The sequence below is a fragment of the Candidatus Fukatsuia symbiotica genome (assembly GCF_003122425.1).
Classification (GTDB): domain Bacteria; phylum Pseudomonadota; class Gammaproteobacteria; order Enterobacterales; family Enterobacteriaceae; genus Fukatsuia; species Fukatsuia symbiotica.
This window is the reverse complement of the sequence record NZ_CP021659.1, coordinates 2,645,280-2,665,852: the sequence shown is the minus strand read 5'-3', so window position 1 is coordinate 2,665,852 and position 20,573 is coordinate 2,645,280. Positions and strand designations below refer to the sequence as shown.

The following is a 20,573-nucleotide window of genomic DNA, read 5'->3' as shown; positions in this document are numbered from 1 at the left end:
CGATATTAAAATGTAAAAGGGGGATAGAAAAATTATTAATTTATTGTATTATAAAATAAAAATAGTAGATATCTCTGTGTGATCGGCTGCTAATTTACATAATGACAGTTAATAATTATTAAGTGAAAATAAGACCGATATTTTACTCCATGATGACAAAATTTCAGCGATCCGTTGACCTCCGAATTTAGAGGATACGGTTAATAAGGCGGTCAATGTGGATCCTGCGTATGCGACGAATGAGCTTGCGTACCTTAATCGGATATTGTTGTAAACTGTCCAATTCAAGGTAATGTGTCAATACTCGAGTGTGTCTACGGATGGATAATAACTCTTTAGTGCGCTGTTCCTGCATCTGACGTTGAGGATCATGAATAAGAATGGCATTTTCTAAATCCAGATGCCAGGCACGCGGATTTAGATTATTACCGGTGATCAATTGCCATGTATCATCTACCCAGATCCCTTTTAGATGATAGCTATTATCACCATCTTTCCATAGACGAATAATAAGTTGACCGATATCCACATAGCGTTGCAGACGCCTAAAAAAACGCCGTAGATTAATTTCATACAGATAGGGTAAGGTACCGATCATCTTAAAAGGCTGATTTTCTGGGATATAAAAATCATTTGCTGTTTTATCACCAACGATAATTTCAACCTGCTTGCCCTTCCGCAATAAATAGGTGATATTGCGCATCAATAATGTAGGTAGGTTAAAATACGGAGTACAAATAATGAGGTGTTGTTCAGTGGAACACATCAGAGCATGAATCGCATTATTTAGTGGATTTTTTTTGCCTAGCCCCACCAAGGGAGTCACTGCTAATTCTTCATTATTTGCATCATTAGCAAATTGATAACCAACATCACGTAACTTAAGGCGAAACTGTCGGGTTTCACTTTTAATGTCAGAATTTTTCGGGCGATCACGGCGATCCAAACGCTGTACTGCTCCGGTGTTTAAAACCTGTTGTTCAATATAAGCCAGCATAACAGCGGCTAACGCCGGATTTTTAATTAATTGATAACGATCATAACGATATTTATCATGTTGATAGAGATAAACATCATTAATACTGGCTCCGCTGTAAATAACGCTATCGTCAATGATAGAGCCTTTCAGATGTAAGACCCCCAAAGCTTCACGTGTATTAACCGCGACTCCGTAAATAGGAACCGCAGTTCCTGCATTTTTTTCAGCCATCTGGCAATACCAATCTGCATTAGTATTTACCGCCACATCTCCGATACGACCCCGTTGCGCTCGATGCCAATCTACCAATAGACAGATTTTTAATTCGGGTCGTTGTTTTTTTGCTTGATACAAGGCAGCGAGTATACTTTGACCTGCTTCATCCTGTTCAAAATAAAGCGCTATCAGATAAATACGTTGGGTTGCCTGGGCAATGAGTGCTAGCAGTGTGGAGCGGAAGATTTTAGGACAGTACAACGTTTGGATGTCATCAATGGCCTGGGGAAGTTTAGGCAAACAGCAGAGCTGTTGTTGGTGTTTACCACGTTTGAATTTTGACAACATCACAGTGGGTTTCTTCTCTATTATTATTTGAGGGCAAAACTGTTACAGCTAAGAACATGCACTTTAAGGAGCGGGTGATAATATCATTACTTTGGAGATTATACGCAAGTTTTACTCATTCGAACTGTCGTTCATGACGATTTCGAATAGGTTTTCAGGATTTAATTAGACTCAAACCTATCCTTCACTAAGGAGAGCGCCTGTTCAACAACCATAATATTCGCACCAGATTTATAAGCATTCTCGCTTAAATGACGTCGCCACTGACGCGCGCCGGGAATACCTTGGAATATCCCGAGAATATGGCGGGTAATATTGCTAAGACGGGTCCCTTGAGACAATTCCTGTTCAATATAGGGATATAACGCTTCTATTGCGCTTACGTTATCGACTATCGGGGGCTGAGAATGAAAAAGTTCAGGATCTACCTGAGTTAAAATAGCAGGGTTTTGATAAACTTCACGCCCCATCATCACACCATCAACATGTTGGAGATGATCGGCAGCTTCCGCCAATGTTTTTACACCCCCATTAATGGCGATGGTTAACGTTGGAAAATCACGTTTAAGTTGATAAACACGGGCATAATCGAGCGGTGGTACTTCGCGGTTTTTTTTCGGGCTTAGCCCTGAAAGCCAAGCCTTACGGGCATGAATGATTAAACTGCGGCACTCACCTTTATCGGCAATTTTTTGCACGAATTCACATAAAAATGCATAACTATCTTGTTGATCAATCCCGATACGTGTTTTCACAGTGACAGGAATGGATACTGCATCGTGCATGGCACTAATACAATCGGCGACTAGATCGGCCTCCGCCATCAAACAAGCGCCAAAACGACCATTTTGTACTCGATCAGAAGGGCAACCAATGTTGAGATTAATTTCATCATAACCTCGTTGCTCCGCCAGTTTGGCACAATACGCTAACGCCAGTGGGTCATGGCCACCTAATTGCAATGCAATGGGATGCTCTTGTTCGCTATACGCCAAGTAATCGCCTTTGCCATGAATGATGGCACCAGTGGTAACCATTTCGGTATATAACAACGTTTGTCTGGTCAGCAAGCGATGAAAATAGCGGCAATGACGATCAGTCCAATCCAGCATCGGTGCTACAGAGAAACGGTGAGGGGAGGATTTTACTGGATTTTCAGATAATTCATTGGGTTGGCTTAGATTTTGAGTTTCTCTATTTTGGTGCATTTTGGGCCGTTTTGTCGTATTTTTGTATTCTTGGTACACCATAGGGTACACTATTTAAATGGTGTACCAAGAATACAGGATTAGCAGAAGTATGGCTTACTATAACATAGTAAAACGTCCCCGTGCTGACGGTACTGCAAGATACCGCTGTACTGCAGGCGTAAAAGCAGGTGGCAAACATCTGCACCGCGAAACAAGAACCTTTGGAAAATTAGCCCAAGCCAAAACATGGGGGGTAAAACGAGCAGCCGAACTGGAAGAAAATGGTGTACCCAACAGCAGCGACATCGGGAAAATGACCGTTGGCGAACTGCTAAAACGTTATATTAATGATCCAAATCTTGGTGGCAAAGCAGGCCGTACAAAACGCTATGTACTGGATATGCTGCTGGATTGCGACATAGCCGATGCCTTACTTGCAGACCTTTCCACAAACCACGTTATCGAGCACTGCCGCCACAGAAACGGCGCTGGCGCTGGCCCGTCCACTGTTAACCACGATGTGAGTTATCTCTCCTCTGTGTTAGCTTCTGTTAAACCTGTTTATGGAATTGACTACACAGCTAACCCGGCAACAGAGGCAAGGCCGCTCCTACTGCAAATGGGGTTGATAGGAAAATCTAAACGCCGCAGCCGCCGTCCGGTAAGTGATGAATTAGATAAATTGCTTGTGGGACTGGAAGCCAGAAGCGGTCATATTGCCGCAAAAATTCCGTTTGTCGATATTTTGAATTTCTCAATACTCAGTTGTATGAGGGTCGGTGAGGTGTGCAAAATCAGGTGGGAAGATATTGACGAGAAGCAAAAAGCGGTGCTGGTCAGGGACAGGAAGGATCCTCGTAAAAAATCGGGTAATCACATGCTGGTACCGTTGCTTGGCGACGCATGGACTATCGTGCAACACCAGCCGAAAACCAGTGAGTTAATTTTCCCGTATAATTCTCGTTCTGTCACTGCCGGTTTTCAACGTGTCCGAAATGCCTTGGGTATTAAAGATCTGCGTTACCACGATTTGCGCCGCGAAGGGGCTAGCCGTCTATTTGAGGCCGGATTCAGTATCGAAGAAGTAGCTCAGGTAACAGGTCACCGCTCATTAAACGTTTTATGGCAGGTGTACACCGAATTATATCCAAAATCACTACATGAGAAATTTTATGCTTTGCAGGGAACAAACCGTACTGGCAAATAACCTTGTACCTTGAATTTTGTGTAGCTTGTTATATAACCTTGATATCTGGGCTAGAGCCGGTAATTCAGTGTAATAGCGCATAAACATCGCATTAGTGTGGAAATCCATCATGTATTCATGCAATTGGTTAGAGTGAACTGTGAACTAAGCCGGAATAAAATGGGCCAGGGCGATGCAAAGATGATAGCACGCTACTTATACTTACCTAGCACCTTCAACGCTTTCTCGATAACATCGATTTTTGTTACTAAGACTAGGGTCTGTCCTTAAAGTTTTAGCCACATCAGAATAGATGCAAGTACAAGCCCGGCTTTAAACATAATGGCAGTTTTATCGTATCGGGTGGCAATACGCCTAAATTCCTTTATGCGACCAAAAAAACGCTCAACGGCATTACGTTCTTTATAAATATGTTGGTCATAAATGACTTCATTAATCCGATTTTTTTTCCCGGGGATCACGGGTGTTATTTGTTTTTCTTGTAGAAATTGACGGAAGAGATCACTGTCATAGCCTCTATCTGCCAAAAGATAATCGCAAGCATCACTTCCCATCAACACCTGTGCCTGTCCAATATCAGAGGCTTGTCCAGCCGTAATAACAAATTCCAAAGGCATTCCGAAAGCATCCACTTTTCCATGAATTTTTGAGGAAAATCCACCACAACTTCTCCCTAATCCTTCTTTTTCCTGACCTCCTTTTGCGCCAGCTGCATGCCGATGAGCCCGAATAATGGTTCCAGCAATCATGTCCCATTCGTGATCCCCATCTTTTTTTAAAAAACGCTAAAATGGCGTCTAAATGTCCTTTTTTTGCCCAGTTATTGTAACGGTTATACACCGTTTTCCAAGGTCCAAATTCAGGAGGTAAATCACGCCACGGGGCGCCTGTCCTCACGATCCAACACATCGCTTCAAGAAAGTTTCTGTCGTCTTTTCCATGCCTGCCTTTAGCACCAGGTAATAAAAATTTCAACGTTTCCCATATCCTGTCTGTTATCACTTTTCGGGCCATAGCTATCACCTTTTTATGGCGCTTTATTACATATTTTATTCTTTAGGGACAGAGCCTACTTATTCAAATTTATATTTATCAATATTTTATTAATTTGGTCTATATTTTTTATAAAATTAAATTATTACTAGCCAAATTTTAATAGTTAAAATGAAAATTACTTTCATTAATAAATTTATATATTTTATAAAGAAAAAATAGCAATAAGACTCATGTTAAGTATTTTCTCCATCTGTTGGGAATAATTTATTAACAACTTCAGCTGTATCATTACGTATCGTTTTAGCCATTAGTTGGAAATTAAATTTTTCATTTTTTTGTATTTCAGACATAAATGAATTCATACCTAATAACTTCTGACAAATAAAATTTGTTTTTACCATATTCTCTAACATGACTTTGTTCAACTCTGTTTGATTAAAGTTACTTTCCGTTTTTCTCTGCTGCAATTCATAGACTTTTAAACCTAACTCTATGAGCATGGAAGTTGTATTAGACGTATTAACTTCATGTTTTTTTGCTCCATCGTTACGTTTATTAAAAACAATCGTGTTTATTTTTTCTAAAATAGTCTTATTGATAAAAACCTGAAGTTTTGGCATGGTTAATCTCGATTAAAATCTAAAAAATAGAGTCTATTATAGATTCTTGCGAACTAATATACCAGAAAAAACAGAATCTAAATATAGTGTGTATTCGAGATTATGATATACACAACTTATTGTTATAAAATAAAAACTCATGTGGATTCTAAATAATGTTTATTTATGAATAAAAAATGAAAATGCATAAACATTCCAAATGTTAATATATTGAAAATTAAAGATAATCAGGCAAGATAACCTCTTGCGAGGGGTGTGGATATTTTTTCGTTAAAGAGGAGGTTCTTATTAATCCTGTTTAAGATTGAATTTTATGTATGACACGAGTTTAAATTTTAAAGAAAAAGTTAAGGAGCTTAGCTGTTTTTATAAAAATACAAATTATGATTTTAGCTGTTTATTAAAAATAATGTTAATACTGAATTCAATATTGACAGATGAAACCTACTAATCATACAAACTCATGTGGGAGATCTGTATTCTATCCTACCCAATTTACAGCGTTGTACAAAGTATTTTCTTAACTTACTCCTTTGGATCTTTTAGCCTAATTTATCAATATGACATAGCGTTTTTATAGTAATTTATTAAGCGTAAATAGCATATGACAAAATCAATTATTTTGGCCGGTAGACGACAATTAAAATGGCCGCCTATTTTTTCACTATGCAATAAAAAACTTGTTGCTTAATAGTAAAATAAGCGGTCTGTTTTGGTAATGAACTGAATTTCAAGCCATTCTGAGATGGAAATTCCAGATGCCAGTGCTGGGAAGGATGAAAGTCTCGTCAATAAAAGGTCGGCGATTACGTAAAGATTGAGTCATACACCCGAGTCGCTTGATTCCTGTGATGGCGTATTCAACGGTCATACGAATACTCGAAATAATCTTGTTTTCTTGTTTCTGTTCAAAAGACAAGGGCGTTTTTAGTGTAGAGCCTGAAGCGGTGGTAATGGATGCCTGGTATTCCAGTTTGAGTAATCTCAAGGCCATTTGTTCCATAACTGGATTTGGATCACCACTCTGAGAAAGAACCGGATTGTCAATTGTAACGTAACATTAGCCTCACTCGATATTCCAGAAGAAGGGCTTTCAGTGTACCTGCGGAGCTATGGCTGGGGTAACCGTCTTCAAGTTTGTGGCCAAACACGGTCGCATTGATTATAGCGTAGGCTGTATAAATTAATGTATAATTTCAAGATGACTTATCCATTAAAATTTCGCCAACATGTATTGGCTATTAAAGAGCAAGAAAAGCTTACATATGCCCAAACGGCCACACGTTTTTGTATTGGGACCGCAAGTCTGATGCGCTGGGCTAAACGAATAGAACCTTGTCTGACACGTGATAAACCCGCCAGTAAAATAGCTCGAGCGGCGTTGATTCTTGATGTGGAAACCTACCCTGACGCGTCTCAATACGAGCGAGCCCAACGTATGGGAGTGAGCGCTAGAGGTATCTGCCATGCGTTGAAACGGGCAGGGTTTAGCTATAAAAAAAACATTTTATCATCCAAAAGCCAACGCCCAATCCCGAGAAGATTTTCAGATCAAGATCCAGGCCTATGAAGCCAGCGAGACCCCTATTATTTACGTTGATGAAAGCGGTTTTGCTCATGGCATGCCCCGCCTCTACGGCTATTGAACTAAAGGTAGGCGGTGTTACGGTCAACATGATTGGCACGCTAAAGCACGTACCAATGTCATTGGCGCTCAGCTTAACGGAAAATTAACCACCGTTTGTGCCTTTGAATACAATATCAATAGCGATATTTTTCATGCGTGGGTAACCCAAGACTTACTGCCAAAAATCCCTCAAGGTGCTGTTATCGTGATGGATATAGCAGGCGCCATGTAACGTGATCTCTTTTGTTAATAAATATTATTTAATATCAATATGTTATTGCTGATTTTTATAATCAACTTATACGGCCCCTGCTATAATGTGAGCTTTCACAAACGCCAGGATATCCAGTCTGCTAGACAAAAATCTGGTTTTATTCTGGAATATCTCCCGACGTATTCTCCTGACCTGAACCCTCACTTTTACCCACAACGTTGAATGAAAAATGATTCAGGTGAAATTGGATTATTGGTAGAGTCAATAGTTAAATCAGGAAACAGGCACATGAAAACAGTAACGGGTAATGGGAATGAGTGGATCCGTGAAGAATTTCATCAAATTGATTTCGGAGATAAACGCCTTAAAGAGCGTTTTTTTGAAACAGCGGGCTTATTATCATCAAAAGCGTCAGGTTCAATTTACCCAAGCTGTCATGGCTCCTGGTCACAGGCCAAAGGAGCTTATCGATTTTTTAGCAATGAGAGAGTGAGCGAGAGCGCGCTATTCCGTACACATTGTGTGCAAACACAAAAACGTCTGGAGGGGCATTCACTGGTTTTTTCTCTTCAGGACACATCAGAGTTGAACGTTGACTCACATAAAAAGACAGAGGGGTTGGGAAGTATATCTAAAGCCTATCACAAACATAAAATGGGGTTGATGCTTCATGCAAGTTTGATGGTAACTCAGGAGGGCTTGCCGCTTGGGTTATCCTCGCTTAAATGCGGGTCACGTGTTTCCCGAGAGGAAACCCCTCAGGAAAAACAGCGGCGGCTTTATCAATCGACAATGAAAGAAAAAGAAAGTATTAAGTGGATAGAGACCCTCTACGAGACAGCGGCGCGGATACCCAAAGATACCTGCTTAATCACGCTGGGAGACAGAGAAGCGGATATTTTCGAACTTTTTCGGGTTGCAAGCTCACTAAAACCATTTTTTATTATCCGCAACCGGAAAGACAGAAAATTTATCGATGAAAAGGGGAAAAAAACAACGGTGCAAACCGCCTTGTCAAAGACGCCGATTTTAAAAACCATAGCACTCACCCTGCCCAAAAATCAGCAAAGGGTAGCAAGAACGGCTTATGTGGATATTCGCTCCATTTCAGGCTGGCTCCCCATTAGAAATAGTCTCGTTTATGGGCCTACCAATAAAGACGCTTCACGGCATATCCATGAAAAGGTTCACGTCTCTGCCATCAGTGTTAAAGAACAGCCTCCTCCAGAAGGAGTAGCGCCTGTCGAATGGGTATTATTGACCAATTTGACGGCCACTGACGCCTTTGAAGCAGAAGAGAAAGTGAATGGGTATAGACTGAGATGGAAGAGAGAGGAGTTCTTCAACACACTGAAATCAGGATGTTGTGTTGAACAATGTCGTTTAAATACGGCAACCAAACTAACGAAAATGATCACCCTCAAAAGCATTATCGCCTTCAAACTGATGTATATGACCAAAATGGCAGCGTTGTGTCCTGAGGCTACCTGCACCGATGTGTTGTCAAAGGTAGAATGGCAAACGCTGTATTGCAGAATACAGACAACAAGCCGCCTTCCCGAGCATCCCCCCACAGTGCTTCAGGCAATAACATGGCTGGGTCAATTGGGAGGATTTCTTAACCGACGTGCCGAGGGTTTACCGGGAATAATGTCGCTTTGGCGAGGGTATGAGATCCTGCAAGAAACTGTGAGATTGTTCATTATTCTTAATAACAAAAATTGTGGGTAAAAGTGAGATTTGAATCCCATTGAGAAGAAATGGGCTCATGCCAAAGCACGGCGTAGAAAAGAGAGGTGTGATGTCGATCACCTGTTTTCCTTCTTTAATTAAGTCATTTTATAACGCCGCTGCTATATGACGTTATGTTGAAAAAGCCGCTGCGAAAATCGCAGGGCGCAGCGCCTTCTTTAGCATAACGTGCCTTATACGCCCCCTCCAGCAGCAGAGCAAGGGGGTACCTGACCCAGGAAGACCTCCCCGCTTGAGTAAAAAGAGAAAAGACGCGTTGAGTAGATAACCGCGCAGGGGACGCGCGGGGACCCTCTTCCTTGGCGCCGTCAAGTCAGAAAACAAATAAAACGCCGGGATGAATAAAAAAAGAGCATGACGTTATGCCCTGCTGGCGCGCTATCACCCCAATATCCATACACCAGAGAAGGTCTCTATGAACTCCCACGACGTTATGCTTTCTTGGACGGCCGAAGGCGACAAACGCTTGCAGGACGCCTGTGCGTCCGGCAGCAAACTGCAACTCACCCACATGGCGTTAGGCAATGCTTCTACGCCCTTATCCATCACAGACCTTAAGCAGGCACAGGAGGTAAGAAATGTCATTTACCAAGTGCCGCTGGAGTGCGTGACGGTGGACAGGGAAAAGAACAGCGTCATCGGCGAGCTGATCCTACCTGAAAATAAAAAAGAGGAAGCCATCCGCGAAATCGGCGTTTTTGAGCTGGATACCTTAGTGGCCGTGGGGTACTCCTCCTCACCTTATAGACCCGTGCGCCAGGAAGGTGGCGCATTGGTCCAAATGGTACGCCTACCGCTCAATACTATCCCGGCGTCTGCCATCGAAACTGTGAGCAACGTGATTAACTTCAGGGAGTCGGATACGAGTTACCTTCATGCTGCAGAAAACTTGAAGGATGTGCTCGACAAAGTTCAGGCTCGCTTGAATCTCGAGTTAGGGACAGCGGCGACTAGAAACGTTGGCACGAATTCCTCTGAATTGATCACCACGGGTGATGCGGATAACCGCTATCTTAAGGGTTCAGAAAATTTGCTCTCGACCAAGGCAGAATTAAGCAAACTCACTAAGTTTTTTAATCTCTTTGTCGGCGATCCAGATGTGTTGACCTACCTTTTGCGATCAGACTTAACGAGTGATCAATTGGAAACCTGGTTGGCGAATGATAGTAATGAAAAAAAGTTCACCCGTCTTTTTACCAGCTCTGTGGCAATACAGATCATAGTCAGCAACAGTTCTACGTTTGGCATATTGGCCAACAGTACGCGCGCGATAGAGGCGGTAGTAAAGAGCGAGGGTATAACGGCTCTGGTTACGGCTATGGCTGTGGCGGTGAATTCATCAACTGTGATGGATGGTGTAGCAAGTTCCTTAACAGCAATGACAGCCGTAGCGGCTTCTCAAATTGCCATGAATGCGGTAGCAACCTCCTCACCAGCCAAAGAAGTCTTACGAAATTCCTCTACCGCTATGGCAGCAATAGGGGCGAACTCAATGGCTATTGCTAAACTCGCTACGGGCTTAGCGAGTGGACTTAGCCCGCAAAGCTATGCGGATATGACAGCCGTAGCCGCTTCACAAACGGCCATGGAGGCTGTAGCCGCTTCTCAAATTGCCATGAATGCCTTAGTTGCTAGTGCAGTGGCGTTGAATGCGATTGTTAAGTCGGAGTTAGCATGCAAAGCACTTGAAACTAAACTCCAGAGCCACCGAGCAGCGGTGTGCAGTGTTTTGAATGCTGCGTCCTCTAGCTTATTTACTACGCAGTCAAGAGTCCTGGCAGGGGATGGTCAAGTCACGAAGGAGCATGGCGTAAACACTGCAACTATCTATATTCCAACAGCTTGTTATGATGATACTTCTACCGGTGATACCGATTTTAGTGTGCATTCACTTCTTTCAGATAATAAGCTTGTTTACATCCCTAGACATCCATCAGGAGAAGTCATGGTTTCACAGGGCATTGCTTTACGAGGAGTGCGAGTAAAAGGGGTGGGTAATACGATTGGCCATGTATTTTTTGATGTTTTCACCGCAGCTTAGTAGAGAAAAATTAGGTTAATGCCAATTTGGTACTTTTGATTGATCCGGTGGGTTTTGACTCGCTTTTTTCTCATTCAATAGAGCGCCAAAGGTGCTCCGTGCTGTACTACGGAGGTAGTCTCAACCCGTTTACTGGCTTTTCCGCCTCTTCGTCTGTTTTTTGGGGATACATCTACAATTATTCTCCTTTTCTGTTTTGAGGAAAATAGAAAGAGATAATGAGTGTGACCAGAGGGAGTGCACCGATCTTAATCAAATCTACTAACGACTCAATCAGTTTATTATCGGGCATCCATGCTGCTAATAGGACAAGGGTAAGACAGAACACGGCAATGCTAGTTAGCACTTGCTTGGCGAACAATAAGCGATCGGTTTCGGCTCAGCTAAGTTGATAATTGCTGCTGTCGGCGATCTCAGTAATATCTATCTGCTGATCGTGAGTCTTTTGTTCAAGATCAAAGCGATAGTAAAATAAGCGTCCTGTTTTGGTAATAAACACGAGTTTCGCACTGTAATCAATGATGGTAAAAAGAGAGTATGAAAAAAGATAAGAATGGTAAATGAGATGTCAGACTATGCCTGTACGAAAGACCTGGACACCCCGTGTTATAACACCGACTCACAAATATAAAAAGGCGACACAAGAACAGCTGGCTATTCCTAACGTGTTAGCGCGTCAGTTTACTGTTGCTGCCCCTAATTAGGTTTGGTACGGCGACGTTACCTACATATGATTTTTACATTACTCATTATATCCATACTATGGAAAATGAATTTATATTATTTTTTTAAGAAAAAAGTGAGGAGTGAAATTTAAGTTTAATATCAATGACTTTTATAAAATTCTAATATCAATGGAGTAGATTATGATGCTGTCTATTAAGGCTGCTGGCATTGCTGTATCTAAAAAATTTAATTACAAAAATAGCGCTCATTGGGTAGGGTTAATGCTTACTTCTATCATAGCACTGTTGGGGATTATCGGTGTCTCTCAAGCGGTTGATTTAATGGCAGGAGGAAAAGTGACGGTTACGGATACGTTTGGTGCTAGCTCTGCCATCGCTAAGTGGATAATCTTGGCAGAAGTGATTGTCGGCATTATTACCTTTATCAAAACCAAAAATGTGTTCATGTTGTTTGGTATTGCTGTTGTGATTGTCTTTACCACGATTGGATTTAGTTTGACTGTTTGATTATCTGATTAAATAAGAGGGCGATCATGACGACCGAAGAGGATCTGCAAAAGTACCGTTTCCCGAAAACGCTCAGTGAACCACGTCGGCTATTTGGTTTGCCCTATGATGAAGCCCTACCGTCGTTACCGGTTTTTTTATGGGGCATTATGGTTCATCACGCTTTATTTGGGATGGGGATGGCATTGGTAATTTGTTTGGGTATTCGCACCGCAAAACGCGGCAAAGGGAGTATGTGGCTGTACAACTTGCTTTACTGGTATTTCCCTGGCTTTCTGTTTCGCCCTGTTTTTAAAGTGATCCCCGATTCAAGTTTTCGGCAATGGATAAAGTAACGGATTTAGGAAAATATTGTGGAGTTAACAGCACGTCATTCCTCTAATAAAATCATCGCTGTTACCTTGTTGGTTATTTTTTTAATGCTGATTTTGAGTTTACTATCAACCATTTTACTGGCGGTAGATAATCATGCTCTCAGGCGCCATCAGGAAAAAATAGTCATCCCCATGGCGTTTAATGCGCCTTTTGCTCTTTCAGAAGCGCTGGCCAGTCCGGCTTATTTACAGATGATGGCGCTGTCATTCATTGCATTGCGCCTCAATGTGTCACCCGAAACCGTCGATGCCCAGCATCAGTTTTTGCTTTCATTTGCCAAACCCGGCGCCCAAGCTGATTTCAAAATAACGCTGGCTGAGGAATCCCGAAGAATTAGACAAAATGAAGTCAGTTCAGCGTTCTATCAGACCCGTATTCGTGTTTTTCCTACGGAAAGCATTGTTGAGATCCACGGGGTATTAAAAACCTGGATCGGTAACGGTAAGCCCACTTGTGAGCAAAAAAATTATCACCTCAAACTGGATTATGCCGATGGCATGACGCGCATTGTTGCCTTCTTGGAGAAAACCGATGCGAAAAAATAACCTTTTGTTCGTTGTTATCATTGCCATCGGCCTGTGTTTTTTTACGACTGCAAAGGCGGTTACTGCATTGCAGGCAGTGGCTTTACCTGCTGATGGCCAGTTTCAGTTAGCGATTAGCAATAACAATCCTAACTTGATAGGTGTTTTGGGTGATCGTATTGTAGCGATAAACAGTGCTGCCGGTATGTTGACCGATAAGCGTAATACTGTCGATGGGGCGGTATTGTTTTCTTCTCTCAGTGAAAAGCCCTTTACATTGTATATCGAGACAGAGCACGAACAGGTTTTTTCTGTCCAGGCGACACCGAGTCAAGGGGCAGGGCGGCGTTATCGCTTGTTAGGTGAGCAACCCGTGGGTCGGCCTGCGGCGAAAGCCTGGGAAACCGCGCAACCCTATGGATCGTTATTGGTGGAACTGAATAAAGCGGCATGGCGGGGAAACATGCCGGAGCGTTATGCTCAGGCTGATTTGACGCAAGCTCGCGCATTGGCACCACTGGGTTTAACCATGACAGCAGAGCAAGCCTGGGTGGGCGATGCATTGCGTGTCATCCGTTATCAGGTGCGCAATCCTAACACCTATTCGATTCACTTAACCGAGCAGGATTTTTGGCGACCCGGTATTCGTGCCGTGATGTTTACTCAACCGGTCAATCGCTTGTTGCCAGGTGCTGCATTCTCCCTTTATATCACGACAGACAGGGAGTGATTATGACAAATATTAATGCAGGGGTGAAACGTAAACAGATAACCCTGTTTATCACCGTGGTACTGGGTTTGTCAGCTGTGGCGGGAGTAGGCTGGTATGCCTCTCGGGTATCGATGAAAAATGAGGCTCAACTGTCTTTGATTAAAGCGCCTGCGCCTGATATGACGGGGGTCATCAATGCGACCTTTGATGACAAAGTGCAACAAAATGCCATCATCGAATCTCAAGCTGCCACGCAGGCAATACGCCAAGAGATGGCGGCGATGCGCCAGCAGATGGATAGCTTATCAAGCCACCGTGAACGCGATCAAAAACGCATCAGCGATCTGGCGCATGAAAATGATCTTTTACAGCGTCAGTTAACGGCATTGGACAATGCGCCGCCTGATGAGCCTCTGCCCTCTACTGCGTTCAATCAACAAGGCGTCTCATCTCCTAGCGCGTTCTATCCTGGCATGGGCTCTGCTCCGCAAGGGCAAATAACGTATGCGCCCATGCCCACGATGCCCAATCCAGGCACGGTAGAAACCACCCGTTTTTCTTATGCTGAGTCGGTGATGAAACCCAAACTCCCCTATATCCCGTCAGGGAGTTTTGCGCGATCGCTGGTGATTGAGGGCGCCGATACTAATGCTGCGGTGACTGGTCCACAAAATACGGCACCGATGCAATTTCGTTTGATCGGAAAAGTACAACTGCCAAATGACCGTGAAGTAGATTTGACCGGCTGTTTTGTTAACGCCGAAGCCTACGGTGATGTTTCTAGTGAGCGAGCAGAAGTGCGTACGCGCAGCCTGAGTTGCCATCTTGGTGATGACGTCATCGACCAGAAAATTGCAGGTCATGTGAGCTTTATGGGCAAAAACGGCATTAAGGGTAATGTGGTGATGCGTAATGGCAAGATCCTAGGTTGGGCGTTTGGCGCCGGCTTTGTGGATGGGATTGGCAAGGGGATTGAAAAGGCGGCTTCACCCCAGGTTAAATCAGGGGACATCGCCACATTGAGTGCGCGTGATATCGTGCAATCGGGGATGGGCGGGGGGCGAGTCAGGCCGCCAAAACACTGAGTGATTACTACATCAAACGTGCCGAGCAGTATCACGCCGTGATCCCTATTGGTGCAGGCAATGAAGTGACCGTGGTCTTTCAGGAAGGGTTTCAGCTGGAAACCCAAGAAGAAGTTCGACTGAAAAAGACCAATAAAATACCGCCACCGCCTCATGATGCACTCGGCACACCTATAGCAGGGGCGACATAACATGATGGCGTTTATTTATAAAAACAGTTTTATATCAATATATTAATGTGAATTACTACAATCAATTTATATAGCCCCTGCTATAACATGATTAACTCACTAAATACATTAAAAGTGGGCGATTTAATCCCGCCGGCAGGGCAATAAGGAGCACGCATGAAGCATTTTTTTTTACTCGCTGTGGGGGGCAGTATTTTGCTACTGACAGGCTGTGCGGGGGTCAGTGGTGATTTTGAGTGTGATGCCACCACGCGCGATCGTTGTATGACGATGGAGCAAGCCAATCAAAAAGCACGTCAGCAGGAAAAAACCAGCAAGGGAAAACAAGCGGTGGCCAGCCTGCCTGGCCTGGTTAACCTGTCACCATCGGCTTCTGATGCGGCACCTGCTGTATTACCATCGCGTCAACAAACGGAGATGTTAACCGCTACGGTATTACCTCCAATGACAGCCTCCCCCCTTTTAGCCGCACCACAGTGTCCAGCACATCGCTGTCATCTCAAGAAAAAAATGCGTGCCCAACGTACCACAGAGAAGATGGCGCACCTCTGGATTGCCCCGTGGATCGACGCAGAGGGAGCATTGCACCAACCGGGCAAGATTTCGTTTGTCGTCGGCTCTGCTCACTGGCAGTTACCACAGGCCATGGATTAAAGGGATCAGAGGATGGAACCTTTACTCGATACGGTGAAGCGTTTGGTACAGGCATTTAACACGCCGGACGGTGCAACGCAGGCCAATAAAACCTTAGCTGAAATGGACTACCCACAGCTAAGCAGCCTGCTGCCTTACCGTGACTACGACGCGGAGAGTGGCTTGTATATGAATAACGCCTCTATCGGTTTTATGCTGCAAGCGGTGCCGCTGATGGGGGCCAATGAACACATCATTCAGGTATTGGATGACTTGGTCAAAAGCAAGTTACCGCGTCATACACCTATTGCCTTCCATTTCGTCTCCAGCAAGGTCATTGGTGAGCAAATTGACGCCGGTATTGCTGATTTCCGTTGGCAAGGCACGCAAGCGGAACATTTTAACCGTATTACTCAAGCATTTTATCACCGTGCCGCCCAGCAGCACTTTAACAGCCCCACCCACTTACCGCTGACGCTGCGGGATTACCGCCTTTACCTCTCTTATTGCCAAAAAACGAAAAAACGAGACAGTGCCACCCTCATGGCGTTGACCCACTTGCTGAAAGTGATCCGGGCCTCGTTGGATTCAGCAAAGATTGGCACGCAATCCGTATCACAGACTGATTTTGTCAACATTATTAGCCAGATGGTCAATCATCGTCCCGATGCGCTTTACACGGATCCGATCAATGTCAGCACTTATGATGATCTTAATCGCCAGTGTGTAGACAGCAGTCTCGATATCGTCGTCAAGCCGGATCATCTGTCATTAACCCTGAATAAACCCACAGGGAGAAAATCTTGTGCACGGGTCATGAATTTCATGCTGGAGAGCAACCCTGATTTATTTTTCCTGTGGCAAGGCGGCGACAATATCAGCAATTTGCTCAGCCCTGACTTGAGTATTGCCAGTCCCTTTGTCATGACCTTTATCCTGGAAGCAGAAGATCAGGTTAACACGCAAAATGAAGCCACGCGTAAATTTATCGATCTGGATAAAAAGGCAAATTCCCCCTATGCCAAATTATTTCCCAGTGTGGGCAGACAAGCCAAAGAGTGGGGAGAGTTGCGTGAACGGTTAAACCGTAATCAATCTTGCGTGGTGCGGTATTTTTTCAATATCACGACCTTCTGCCCCGATGAGGATGAAGCTGCCTTGATTTGTGAACAACAGGTTATTAATACCTTTAAAAAAAATGGATTACGTCTGTATTCACCGCGCTATATGCAGATGCGTAATTACCTGGCGATGTTCCCTTTTGTGGCAGGAGAAGGGCTATGGCAAGACATTAAAGCCAGCGGCGCCACCTGTCGTGCTGAAAGTACTCAGGTGGTCAATCTTTTGCCCATCGTGGCGGATAACCGTTTGTGCTCTCGTGGCCTGCTGGCACCGTCTTATCGCAATCAACTGGCCTTCCTCGATATCTACGGTGAAAGACTCGGAAACACCAATTATAACATGGCAGTGACAGGGACCTCTGGGGCAGGCAAAACCGGTCTGGTACAGCCTATTTTACGTAGCGTACTGGATTCCGGTGGCATCGTATGGGTATTTGATATGGGGGACGGTTACAAATCATTTTGTGAAAATGTCGGTGGTGTGTACCTGGATGGACAATCGCTTAAATTTAATCCCTTTGCCAATATTAGTAATATCAATGCATCGGGTGAACGTATTCGTGATCAGTTGGCGGTGTTAGCCAGCCCGAATGGTACGCTAGATGAAGTGCATGAAGATTTATTGTTAAAAGCCGTGATACGTGCCTGGAAAAAAAAGCAAAAGGCAGCCCGTATTGATGATGTGGTGGATTACCTGAAAACCGCCCGCAATGCGCCCCATTACGTCAATGCCGAGCGTATTACCGGACGTATGGACGAAATTATCGAATTGTTGGAAAAGTACAGCGCACAGGGTATTTACGGCGATTATTTTAACAGTGATCAGCCTTCTCTGAGCGATGATGCCAGGATGGTAGTGCTGGAATTGGGCGGCTTGCAGGATAAGCCGGCGTTGCTGGCGGCGGTGATGTTCTCGCTGATCATTTATATTGAAGACAAAATGTATCACAGCCCGCGCGATCAGAAAAAATGTTGCACCATTGATGAAGGTTGGAAACTGCTGAACTTCAAAAATGCCAAAGTCGGCGCTTTTATCGAAACGGGTTACCGTACCGTGCGTCGCCACCTGGGTTCATTTATCACTATCAGCCAGAACATCAAGGATTTTGATGCCGATGATGCGTCGACGGCAGCTAAAGCAGCGTGGGGTAATTCTGCTTTTAAGTTGGTGCTTAAACAAGATACGGCCGAATTCAAAGCCTATAACCAAAGTCGACCGGATCAATTTAGTGAACTGGAACGTTTAGTCATCAGTCGATTTGGTGATGCAAAAGCGCAATGGTTTAGCGCTTTTATGCTGCGCATTAATGATAGCCGTTCATTTCACCGGCTGTTTGTCGATCCCCTCAGTCGTGCCATGTTCAGCTCGAATGGGCGTGATTTTGAATTTATCCGTGATCAACGCCGCAAAGGGGTGGATATCCACGCCGCTGTTTATGCCTTGGCACAACGTAACTTCCCTGAGGAAATGGAGGCGCTGGAATTATGGCCAACAATAGCGTAACTCAGGTTAAAGTGATAATCCCTAAAAAAGTAGATAAAAAATGGAGCAAACGTCGTCGTCGTTGTGTCAAGCCGGTATCTATCGTGATCGCTGGCATGATGGCACTGAATGCCGCGGTTGCGTTGTTGCTGATCCAGTGGCAATCGCCGGTCATTGTGACCTTTGATATGAAAGAGACAGTCGACAGCTTTATGGATCAAAGTGCTAAAACACGCTTGTCACCGGCGCAAACGGACCCATTGGTGGACCGTTTTACTCATGTACTGAACGCGAGCCTGGCGGAATATCAAAAAACGCAGCAAGCGATCATTTTAGTGACGCCTGCTGTGGTCAGTGGCGCACATGATATTACCACCACGATTCAGCAAGATATTGCCCGCCGTATGCGGTCAGGCAGTAACAAATGAAGCGGTTATGGCTGACCATCATTCTGGTTTATTCAACCCTTGTTAAAGCTGCTGATCTGGGTACCTGGGGAGATTTATATCCGATAACGGAGCCTGACATGCTGATGACCATTTATAACCGTCTGCACGACATGGAGCAGAGTGGTGAATTGGCCAAACAGCAGGCGGCCTTTAAACAGCGCGTGATTAAAAATAGCCTGCGACCTGCACCGGTAACGGGGCTGACAGTAGCGCAAGAAGACAGCACGCATTATGTCGATCCCTCTTTTGTTGTCAGCCAGGATATGGCTGACCATCAAGGTCGCATTTTTGCCCACACAGGTGAGCGGCATAACCCGCTGGAATTCGTGCCCTTTGTGCAAACCCTTTATTTTATCGATGCGGACGATCCGCGCCAAATGGCTTGGCTGAAACAGCAAAAACCCGCCACCCCAGTGCATAAAGTGATCCTGGTGAAAGGAGATATTAGAGCAAGCACTTTGGCACTCGATACCCGTATTTACTTTGACCAACAAGGGCTAATGAGCCGCAAATTTGCGCTTACTGCGGTACCTGCACGTGTGACGGCGTCAAAAGAGGGCAAACGTTTGCGCGTAGAGACCTTTGCCATCAAGAAGCCGCCATGATGCGTAGTATTTTGTTGACGTTAACGTTTTTGACGGTACTGATGGTGTTCACCGGCAGAGTCAATGCGACCGCCGCAGAATGTGAGGGAAGATTTGTTAACCCGATCACTGATATTTGCTGGCAATGCCTTTTTCCGATTTCGATTGGCAGTATTGCGGTGACCTCGGGTATTGCGCCTGACACAGCGAATCCCTCCAGCCCTATCCAGCTTTGTCCGGTTGGCGGGCTGTATCGGGTTGGATTGGCCATCGGTTATTGGGAGCCCATGGCGTTGACAGACGTCACGCGCTCGCCTTATTGCATGGTTAATCTGGGCGGTTTTAGCTTAGATATTTATTGGTAAAGTGGGGACAGGAACCGCGGGTCAGAGCGATAAACCGGCAGCAGGGGCTTTCTACCATGTGCATTGGTATAAATATCCGCTGACCTATTGGCTGAACATCATCACCTCGGCAGGGTGTTTGCAAGGGGGGTGATATGGATATTGGCTATCTGAGTGAACTGGATCCGATGTGGAATGATAGCGCACTCTCCCTGGTTATTCATCCGGAAGCGATGTTGTTTAATAATCTGATCGCGCAAGGCGCCTGTGCCGCTGATGCCATGGCGAGCGCAGTTGGCAAACCGATTGATGCCCTTTTCTGGTGTGCGGGCAGTCACGGTAGTCTCTACCCGTTCACGGGTTACACCTCTAACGAATTTAGCCCACTGCAATCCTCTGTGCTGCTATCTGAGCGGATGGCATTCAAATTACATCGCCAAGGACTGATGATGAACAGTATTGGTGCTGATCACGCTGTCTGTTTTGAATACCCCTCCCCCATCATGCCGAAAGCGCGTTGGCGCTATCAAATGGTAAACAAGTACCCGGATGTTGCGCAGTGCCATCCGTTTGGCCGCACAGTAATGAAGTGGCAAAGCGGACATAACCTGCCACATGATCGCAAAAATTTTGGCTATCTCCTGTGGCGTAAACGTAACTGTGTATTTTTGTGAGGCAGGTTATGCAAG

20 protein-coding genes and 4 pseudogenes are annotated in these 20,573 nt (G+C 44.6%); 18 read left to right on the top strand and 6 right to left on the bottom strand.

The genetic code is table 11. The annotated features are described in order from the left end of the window. Positions 1 to 187: 187 nt before the first annotated feature. Both pssA and dusA read right to left on the bottom strand, forming a co-directional pair. Positions 188 to 1,543 carry a CDP-diacylglycerol--serine O-phosphatidyltransferase gene (pssA, locus tag CCS41_RS12980; protein ID WP_072550585.1) on the bottom strand — a complete coding sequence of 452 codons (1,356 nt, stop codon included), beginning with the start codon at positions 1,541 to 1,543 and terminating at the stop codon, positions 188 to 190. Between the two features lie 161 nt (positions 1,544 to 1,704). Next, the gene (dusA, locus tag CCS41_RS12975) at positions 1,705 to 2,751 is read right to left on the bottom strand and encodes a tRNA dihydrouridine(20/20a) synthase DusA (protein WP_072550614.1); all 1,047 of its coding nucleotides are present in this window, start codon (positions 2,749 to 2,751) and stop codon (positions 1,705 to 1,707) included. A 91-nt stretch (positions 2,752 to 2,842) separates the two neighbouring features. Between dusA and CCS41_RS12970 the strand changes: the two genes are divergently transcribed. Next, positions 2,843 to 3,940: a tyrosine-type recombinase/integrase gene (locus CCS41_RS12970; protein ID WP_072550584.1), complete on the top strand. Its 1,098-nt coding sequence runs from the start codon at positions 2,843 to 2,845 to the stop codon at positions 3,938 to 3,940. Positions 3,941 to 4,206: 266 nt separating this feature from the next. Here CCS41_RS12970 and CCS41_RS12965 read toward each other — a convergent pair. The 4 genes and pseudogenes from CCS41_RS12965 to CCS41_RS12950 form a co-directional block, all read right to left on the bottom strand. Next, positions 4,207 to 4,698: pseudogene (locus tag CCS41_RS12965) on the bottom strand (IS5 family transposase); the annotation flags it as partial. A 43-nt stretch (positions 4,699 to 4,741) separates the two neighbouring features. Next, positions 4,742 to 4,954, bottom strand: a pseudogene (locus tag CCS41_RS17825) (transposase); the annotation flags it as partial. A gap of 215 nt (positions 4,955 to 5,169) precedes the next feature. Next, positions 5,170 to 5,556, bottom strand: coding sequence for a conjugal transfer relaxosome DNA-binding protein TraM (traM, locus tag CCS41_RS12955; RefSeq protein WP_072550583.1), 387 nt, complete (start codon positions 5,554 to 5,556; stop codon positions 5,170 to 5,172). A 730-nt stretch (positions 5,557 to 6,286) separates the two neighbouring features. Next, the gene (locus CCS41_RS12950; RefSeq protein WP_119797673.1) at positions 6,287 to 6,550 is read right to left on the bottom strand and encodes a hypothetical protein; all 264 of its coding nucleotides are present in this window, start codon (positions 6,548 to 6,550) and stop codon (positions 6,287 to 6,289) included. Here CCS41_RS12950 and CCS41_RS17820 point away from each other — a divergent pair. The 17 genes and pseudogenes from CCS41_RS17820 to traU form a co-directional block, all read left to right on the top strand. After that, positions 6,495 to 6,728: pseudogene (locus CCS41_RS17820) on the top strand (IS701 family transposase); the annotation flags it as partial. The gene CCS41_RS12950 and the pseudogene CCS41_RS17820 overlap by 56 nt on opposite strands. A gap of 29 nt (positions 6,729 to 6,757) precedes the next feature. Then, the gene (locus tag CCS41_RS12945; RefSeq protein ID WP_072549715.1) at positions 6,758 to 7,126 is read left to right on the top strand and encodes an IS630 transposase-related protein; all 369 of its coding nucleotides are present in this window, start codon (positions 6,758 to 6,760) and stop codon (positions 7,124 to 7,126) included. A 328-nt stretch (positions 7,127 to 7,454) separates the two neighbouring features. Next, on the top strand, positions 7,455 to 7,619 hold the full coding sequence (locus CCS41_RS17815) for a transposase (protein WP_119797672.1): 165 nt from the start codon (positions 7,455 to 7,457) through the stop codon (positions 7,617 to 7,619). Continuing rightward, on the top strand, positions 7,620 to 9,128 hold the full coding sequence (locus CCS41_RS12935) for an IS4 family transposase (RefSeq protein ID WP_119797671.1): 1,509 nt from the start codon (positions 7,620 to 7,622) through the stop codon (positions 9,126 to 9,128). It abuts the gene before it with no gap. A gap of 436 nt (positions 9,129 to 9,564) precedes the next feature. Continuing rightward, positions 9,565 to 11,190: a phage tail protein gene (locus CCS41_RS12930; protein ID WP_119797670.1), complete on the top strand. Its 1,626-nt coding sequence runs from the start codon at positions 9,565 to 9,567 to the stop codon at positions 11,188 to 11,190. 560 nt (positions 11,191 to 11,750) lie between these two features. Continuing rightward, positions 11,751 to 11,894 (top strand): hypothetical protein, encoded by a 144-nt coding sequence (locus CCS41_RS15750; protein WP_162860081.1) that lies wholly within the window; start codon positions 11,751 to 11,753, stop codon positions 11,892 to 11,894. 162 nt (positions 11,895 to 12,056) lie between these two features. Beyond that, complete coding sequence (locus CCS41_RS12925; protein ID WP_205411437.1) at positions 12,057 to 12,383, top strand: type IV conjugative transfer system pilin TraA; 327 nt, start codon at positions 12,057 to 12,059, stop codon at positions 12,381 to 12,383. Positions 12,384 to 12,409: 26 nt separating this feature from the next. After that, positions 12,410 to 12,718, top strand: a complete 309-nt coding sequence (gene traL / locus CCS41_RS12920; protein ID WP_119797669.1) for a type IV conjugative transfer system protein TraL — start codon at positions 12,410 to 12,412, stop codon at positions 12,716 to 12,718. 18 nt (positions 12,719 to 12,736) lie between these two features. After that, on the top strand, positions 12,737 to 13,303 hold the full coding sequence (gene traE / locus CCS41_RS12915) for a type IV conjugative transfer system protein TraE (RefSeq protein ID WP_119797668.1): 567 nt from the start codon (positions 12,737 to 12,739) through the stop codon (positions 13,301 to 13,303). Next, complete coding sequence (gene traK, locus CCS41_RS12910) at positions 13,290 to 14,012, top strand: type-F conjugative transfer system secretin TraK (RefSeq protein ID WP_119797667.1); 723 nt, start codon at positions 13,290 to 13,292, stop codon at positions 14,010 to 14,012. The genes traE and traK overlap by 14 nt, the downstream gene beginning before the upstream one ends. 2 nt (positions 14,013 to 14,014) lie before the next feature. Beyond that, entirely contained in the window at positions 14,015 to 15,079 is a 1,065-nt protein-coding gene (locus CCS41_RS12905; protein WP_205411436.1) for a TrbI/VirB10 family protein, read from the top strand. 38 nt (positions 15,080 to 15,117) lie between these two features. Continuing rightward, a complete protein-coding gene (locus tag CCS41_RS16180; RefSeq protein WP_205411435.1) occupies positions 15,118 to 15,270 on the top strand; it encodes a hypothetical protein in 153 nt (50 codons plus the stop codon). Between the two features lie 156 nt (positions 15,271 to 15,426). Then, positions 15,427 to 15,924: a type IV conjugative transfer system lipoprotein TraV gene (gene traV, locus CCS41_RS12900; RefSeq protein WP_119797666.1), complete on the top strand. Its 498-nt coding sequence runs from the start codon at positions 15,427 to 15,429 to the stop codon at positions 15,922 to 15,924. A gap of 12 nt (positions 15,925 to 15,936) precedes the next feature. Beyond that, positions 15,937 to 18,528, top strand: a complete 2,592-nt coding sequence (traC, locus tag CCS41_RS12895; RefSeq protein WP_119797665.1) for a type IV secretion system protein TraC — start codon at positions 15,937 to 15,939, stop codon at positions 18,526 to 18,528. Further along, positions 18,510 to 18,935, top strand: coding sequence for a type-F conjugative transfer system protein TrbI (gene trbI, locus CCS41_RS12890; RefSeq protein WP_119797664.1), 426 nt, complete (start codon positions 18,510 to 18,512; stop codon positions 18,933 to 18,935). Before traC ends, trbI begins: the two co-directional genes overlap by 19 nt. Next, positions 18,932 to 19,561, top strand: a complete 630-nt coding sequence (traW, locus tag CCS41_RS12885; protein WP_119797663.1) for a type-F conjugative transfer system protein TraW — start codon at positions 18,932 to 18,934, stop codon at positions 19,559 to 19,561. The genes trbI and traW overlap by 4 nt, the downstream gene beginning before the upstream one ends. A gap of 41 nt (positions 19,562 to 19,602) precedes the next feature. Continuing rightward, a pseudogene (gene traU / locus CCS41_RS12880) lies at positions 19,603 to 20,558 on the top strand (conjugal transfer pilus assembly protein TraU). Positions 20,559 to 20,573: the final 15 nt, after the last annotated feature.

What these genes read in the sequence shown, in the direction of transcription:
- pssA (WP_072550585.1), bottom strand. Translation starts at nt 1,543, where the DNA reads ATGTTGTCAAAATTCAAACGTGGTAAACACCAACAACAGCTCTGCTGT.
- dusA (WP_072550614.1), bottom strand. Translation starts at nt 2,751, where the DNA reads ATGCACCAAAATAGAGAAACTCAAAATCTAAGCCAACCCAATGAATTA.
- CCS41_RS12970 (WP_072550584.1), top strand. Translation starts at nt 2,843, where the DNA reads ATGGCTTACTATAACATAGTAAAACGTCCCCGTGCTGACGGTACTGCA.
- traM (WP_072550583.1), bottom strand. Translation starts at nt 5,556, where the DNA reads ATGCCAAAACTTCAGGTTTTTATCAATAAGACTATTTTAGAAAAAATA.
- CCS41_RS12950 (WP_119797673.1), bottom strand. Translation starts at nt 6,550, where the DNA reads ATGGCCTTGAGATTACTCAAACTGGAATACCAGGCATCCATTACCACC.
- CCS41_RS12945 (WP_072549715.1), top strand. Translation starts at nt 6,758, where the DNA reads ATGACTTATCCATTAAAATTTCGCCAACATGTATTGGCTATTAAAGAG.
- CCS41_RS17815 (WP_119797672.1), top strand. Translation starts at nt 7,455, where the DNA reads ATGTTATTGCTGATTTTTATAATCAACTTATACGGCCCCTGCTATAAT.
- CCS41_RS12935 (WP_119797671.1), top strand. Translation starts at nt 7,620, where the DNA reads ATGAAAAATGATTCAGGTGAAATTGGATTATTGGTAGAGTCAATAGTT.
- CCS41_RS12930 (WP_119797670.1), top strand. Translation starts at nt 9,565, where the DNA reads ATGAACTCCCACGACGTTATGCTTTCTTGGACGGCCGAAGGCGACAAA.
- CCS41_RS15750 (WP_162860081.1), top strand. Translation starts at nt 11,751, where the DNA reads ATGAGATGTCAGACTATGCCTGTACGAAAGACCTGGACACCCCGTGTT.
- CCS41_RS12925 (WP_205411437.1), top strand. Translation starts at nt 12,057, where the DNA reads ATGATGCTGTCTATTAAGGCTGCTGGCATTGCTGTATCTAAAAAATTT.
- traL (WP_119797669.1), top strand. Translation starts at nt 12,410, where the DNA reads ATGACGACCGAAGAGGATCTGCAAAAGTACCGTTTCCCGAAAACGCTC.
- traK (WP_119797667.1), top strand. Translation starts at nt 13,290, where the DNA reads ATGCGAAAAAATAACCTTTTGTTCGTTGTTATCATTGCCATCGGCCTG.
- CCS41_RS12905 (WP_205411436.1), top strand. Translation starts at nt 14,015, where the DNA reads ATGACAAATATTAATGCAGGGGTGAAACGTAAACAGATAACCCTGTTT.
- traV (WP_119797666.1), top strand. Translation starts at nt 15,427, where the DNA reads ATGAAGCATTTTTTTTTACTCGCTGTGGGGGGCAGTATTTTGCTACTG.
- traC (WP_119797665.1), top strand. Translation starts at nt 15,937, where the DNA reads ATGGAACCTTTACTCGATACGGTGAAGCGTTTGGTACAGGCATTTAAC.
- trbI (WP_119797664.1), top strand. Translation starts at nt 18,510, where the DNA reads ATGGCCAACAATAGCGTAACTCAGGTTAAAGTGATAATCCCTAAAAAA.
- traW (WP_119797663.1), top strand. Translation starts at nt 18,932, where the DNA reads ATGAAGCGGTTATGGCTGACCATCATTCTGGTTTATTCAACCCTTGTT.